We start from the raw sequence: 4,175 nt of genomic DNA, 5'->3' as shown, positions 1-4,175 counted from the left end.
GGCGTAGATTGTTGGCATTTCATCATATAAAAAGCTGGTTGTGGGATTCCCATAAATTTTCCTTGTCTGTTTTGACTCTGAAAGTCTGGTTCAGCATATGCAAGTTGTGTTCTTCTTGGCGGTTTTAGGGGCTTTTTTGTCGTTTAAATGCCTATAATATTTAAAATAGCTCACCTCACTATCTTTTCAACCTAAATAGGTCAATCTACACTTAAATAACATTTTTTTGCAACATTTCATAAGTTCTGCTAAGCCAATGTTTAAGATTTACTTGTATAGAATGTGCATAAATGAATAGTGAAACACAAAAAATTAAATGCACTAGGAGAGTGAAATGGAAGAAAAAGTTTTTTTTGAAAAAGGCAATGTTTCTGTAAGTAATAGTAGATTCATGGTAGATGGACAAACATACGCAATGAACAATGTCACATCAGTAAAAGCCGGTGTAAAAAAGGCAGATCGTTCAGGTGCAGTACTGTTTTGTATTATTGGACTCGGTTGCTTATTTGGCAGTGGCTACGTCTTTTGGCTAGGTATTATTTTAATCGTGATAGGCGTTATTGCATTCAAGGGTGCTAAAGATGAATACACTGTTGTATTAAACACATCTGCAGGAGAAAATCAGGCCTTAATTAGTAAAGATAAATTTCATATTGAAAGTGTGATAACTGCTTTAAATGACGCGATAGTAAGTAGAGGTTGATTCACAAATGTTTGTCTAACAAACATAAAGAGACCAATCAAAAACCTGCGGACTGCTTTTTTATTGCTCATTTTAAACGTTATACAAAATATCAATACTTCAATATTTAGGACGAGTTAATGAGATTGACGGTTCCACCACTTAACATTTTAGAAAATGAAGGTTTCTCCACAGAAAAAGATATTTTCAATCGTAAACAATTCGGTGAAAGACTCGCAAATCTCTTTGAAAATTCTCAAGAAGATATTGTTGTGGCCTTAGATGCGCCATGGGGCGAAGGAAAAAGTACATTTGTAAAAATGTGGCAAGGTTATGTTCAAAATCATCGAGAAAGTAAATTCAAAACGATTTATTTTGATGCATTCGCAAACGATTACCAAAAAGACCCATTTATTGCTTTGACAGCAGAGTTATACAGTTTATTAAAAAATGAGAATGAAGAAAAGAAAAAGGAATTCAAGGCAAAAGCAAGTAATGCTATAAAATCAATGTCAAGAGGAGCATTAAAAATTGGAGTCAGGGCACTTACCGGGGGAATACTTGACGGTACAATCGTAGACTCAGTAGAAAAAGATATTTCAGAACTTGCTGCCGAACAAATTGATTCGATTATAGCCGACAGATTACAAAATAGTAAAGAAGATAAAACTGCTCTAATACATTTTAAACAGTACTTAGAGCAGATAGCTGAAGAACAAGGAGATGGCAATCCTATAATCTTTATTATTGATGAACTAGATCGCTGTAGACCAGACTTTGCACTAGAACTTGTCGAGCAGATAAAGCATATTTTTTCCGTTCAAGGAATCACTTTTCTTTTAATACTAAATAGAAGCCAACTCGAGGCTTCTGTAAAGGCTAGATATGGCAATGACGTAAATGCTTCTCTTTATCTACAGAAATTTGTAAATATATGGTTTACACTGCCTCGTTCTACTGAACGTCATGATGATCATGGGCTAAAGTATTTAAAGTTTGCTCTCAAATCCATGCTCTCAAAAGATGAAACTTTCAACAATAAAAACTTAATAGAACTACTAGAAGAACTTATAAAATATAAAAAACCTTCGTATCGAGAAATAGAACGAACACTATCCTATGTTGCGCTGATATATAACATGTCATCGGATGACACGAAATATAAATTTGAATATCAGGTTGCAATGGCCTTTGTCTGTTACTTGAGAGCATCATTACCCTCAGTCTTTGACAAAATTTCAGCAAACACTATCGGATTCGATGACTTATTGTATGAAACAGGACTTGCATGGACAAATGACTCAAATGAAAGTGAATTTTGGTATCTAGAATATGTAGTCAGAATTATGAAGTTTGACTATGCGGATAAAGAGACTCGTAAGCAAATGATTCAAAATCAAGAAATTAAAACAAATGAATTTTATTTTCCTACTAACGGACTGTTTAAACAAGTAGCCAACATGCTTAATACAATGGAGAATAGATGATGCACAAAAAATCAAAGTGATCTACTAAAACCCAAAAGAGGCATTTCTATTGCCTATATCAAGCATCGACTATTATTACGATTAGCACAAGAAACCAATCATAAGGATTATTCAATGCCATTTGAGAAAAACCTACTTGTAAATGGAAACGAAATCAATCTTGTGTGGAACGACAACGAACAAAACGCCATAGAAAATTTTTCAATGTATGCAACTACTTTATTAGAGATTGTACGTAGAAAGAAGAATGACTTCAGAACCAATATGAATATGTCGGCAAAAGTGGATGAACCTGTTAACTTTATGATCCAGCTACCTTCAAAAGATGATAGAAGTATTTTATTACACAATCTTAGACCATTTATTTTACAAAAAGAACAAACATTTCTTCCAAAAATATGTAATTTTTTAGCTCGAGAAATTGATGATGACATGTTTCAAAAGTTCATTACTCAACAAAAAAATTGTTTCTTTATTAAAAAGAATGCTCAAACATTTCACTTAACGACAGATCAGAATAAGATTATTAATAGTGACGAAGTGTTAACCTTATGGTTAAATGCTTATGAATATCATCGTGATGATGAAAAAATAAAAGAACTTCAAAACTTAACGTCATTTCTTCCATATGAAGTTTTTGAATTTTTAATGTTAAATGCCTTATTAGACAAAACAAAAGTCATCTTTGAGATATTAAATATAACTACAAATATTCTTAATTCCAAAATCACTCAAATCAATATTTCTAACACAACAAAAGAAGCCTAACAAAAAAGTCTTAGCTATATCCTCTCAATCTAAAACTTAACAAGCACCTTTATAAAAAGTGTGATGTTGACTGCCAACCCCAAATACGTTATATTATTAACTAATCTCATAGTTACAATCTGGTCAGTTGCGACCCTGGTAACAACAAACCTGTCAAAAGGAGTCCCTATGACACTGCAAAACCTCCGTTCGTACAAAACACTGCTCTTGCTCCCCCTGCTCTTTCTCTTTACCGCCTGTTTCGCCGGTGACCCGCAGTTTGTGCGGGGAGAGCCAGCTGGGTTCTGGTATGGGCTTTGGCATGGAATGATCTCTTTTATTACCCTCATCATCCACATCTTCAATGAGAACGTCTCCGTCTACGAGGTCAACAACACGGGCGGCTGGTATGACTTTGGTTTCCTGCTGGGCGTCATCTTCGTCTGGGGCGGGAGTTCCCACGTGTCGTGCCGTTCCGCTGCGAAAAAACAGCGCGACAAAGAGTGGGAGGAAGTAGGCGAGAAAGTCGAACGAAAGATCATGCGACGGCTCAAAGAATGGGCCGAAGACGAGGATGACACGGAGGTCGTCAAAGAGTGGGACGACATAAGCGAAAAGGTCGAACAAAAGCTTAAACGCAAACTCCGCGAATGGGCGGAGAAAGAGTAAAAAGCCATATGCCGGACAACATAAAAATGAAAACGACCTCCTTCGAACGCGACTCCCGAAGCGAACAGGCAGAACTGTTCCTGGCGCTGCGGGACTACATTAAGATCTGTATCGGCAACGGTGCCAAAGAGAAGCACCGTGAGAACATCACCTCTTTCTTCTCCCCGGAGGGCGGGTTCTGTTCTATCCGTGTCAAGGACGGTGCGGTGTTGGTCGGCTGGTTTCGGGGGCGTTTCATTGACGACCGTTTCGGGCTGCTTTACGGCAAAGGCAAGACCATTCGTACACAGAAGGTGGTTACTTTAGACAAAGCAACACGCGACGCGATTCGCCACTATGTTCAGGAGACCCTCGTCTTCCTGCTCGAGCATAATGCGATGATGGAGCTTAAAAGCTCGCTCAAAAAGAGTCTCTAATTTAAGGCATTCGTCCTACCTGTTCTCTCTCAAAAACTCCCGATTTACCGTCAAATTGGAACCAAAAATGCATATAAGTTATTGTAATTTTAGAGTATGCGAAATCGCATATCTGAATTCGCAAAAATTAATTTTAAGGGTTCTTAATGTCTCAAAAGGTACATGTCAAAATCG

5 protein-coding genes are annotated in these 4,175 nt (G+C 37.0%); all 5 read left to right on the top strand.

Annotated features, from left to right (window positions below):
* Window positions 1-334 precede the first annotated feature (334 nt).
* The 5 genes from ABYK33_RS14240 (at window position 335) to ABYK33_RS14220 (ending at window position 4,001) form a co-directional block, all read left to right on the top strand.
* Window positions 335-703, top strand: a complete 369-nt coding sequence (locus ABYK33_RS14240; RefSeq protein WP_373033956.1) for a DUF6232 family protein — start codon at window positions 335-337, stop codon at window positions 701-703.
* 119 nt (window positions 704-822) lie between these two features.
* Window positions 823-2,169: a P-loop NTPase fold protein gene (locus ABYK33_RS14235; protein ID WP_373033954.1), complete on the top strand. Its 1,347-nt coding sequence runs from the start codon at window positions 823-825 to the stop codon at window positions 2,167-2,169.
* Between the two features lie 114 nt (window positions 2,170-2,283).
* Entirely contained in the window at window positions 2,284-2,937 is a 654-nt protein-coding gene (locus tag ABYK33_RS14230; protein WP_373033953.1) for a hypothetical protein, read from the top strand.
* A gap of 168 nt (window positions 2,938-3,105) precedes the next feature.
* Window positions 3,106-3,585 (top strand): hypothetical protein, encoded by a 480-nt coding sequence (locus ABYK33_RS14225; protein ID WP_373033951.1) that lies wholly within the window; start codon window positions 3,106-3,108, stop codon window positions 3,583-3,585.
* 8 nt (window positions 3,586-3,593) lie between these two features.
* Window positions 3,594-4,001, top strand: a complete 408-nt coding sequence (locus ABYK33_RS14220) for a hypothetical protein (RefSeq protein ID WP_373033950.1) — start codon at window positions 3,594-3,596, stop codon at window positions 3,999-4,001.
* Window positions 4,002-4,175 lie beyond the last annotated feature (174 nt).

This window comes from Sulfurovum sp., assembly GCF_041562805.1.
Taxonomy (GTDB): domain Bacteria; phylum Campylobacterota; class Campylobacteria; order Campylobacterales; family Sulfurovaceae; genus Sulfurovum.
Note: the sequence above shows the minus strand (reverse complement) of the source record. Positions and strands in the feature narration are given on the sequence as shown.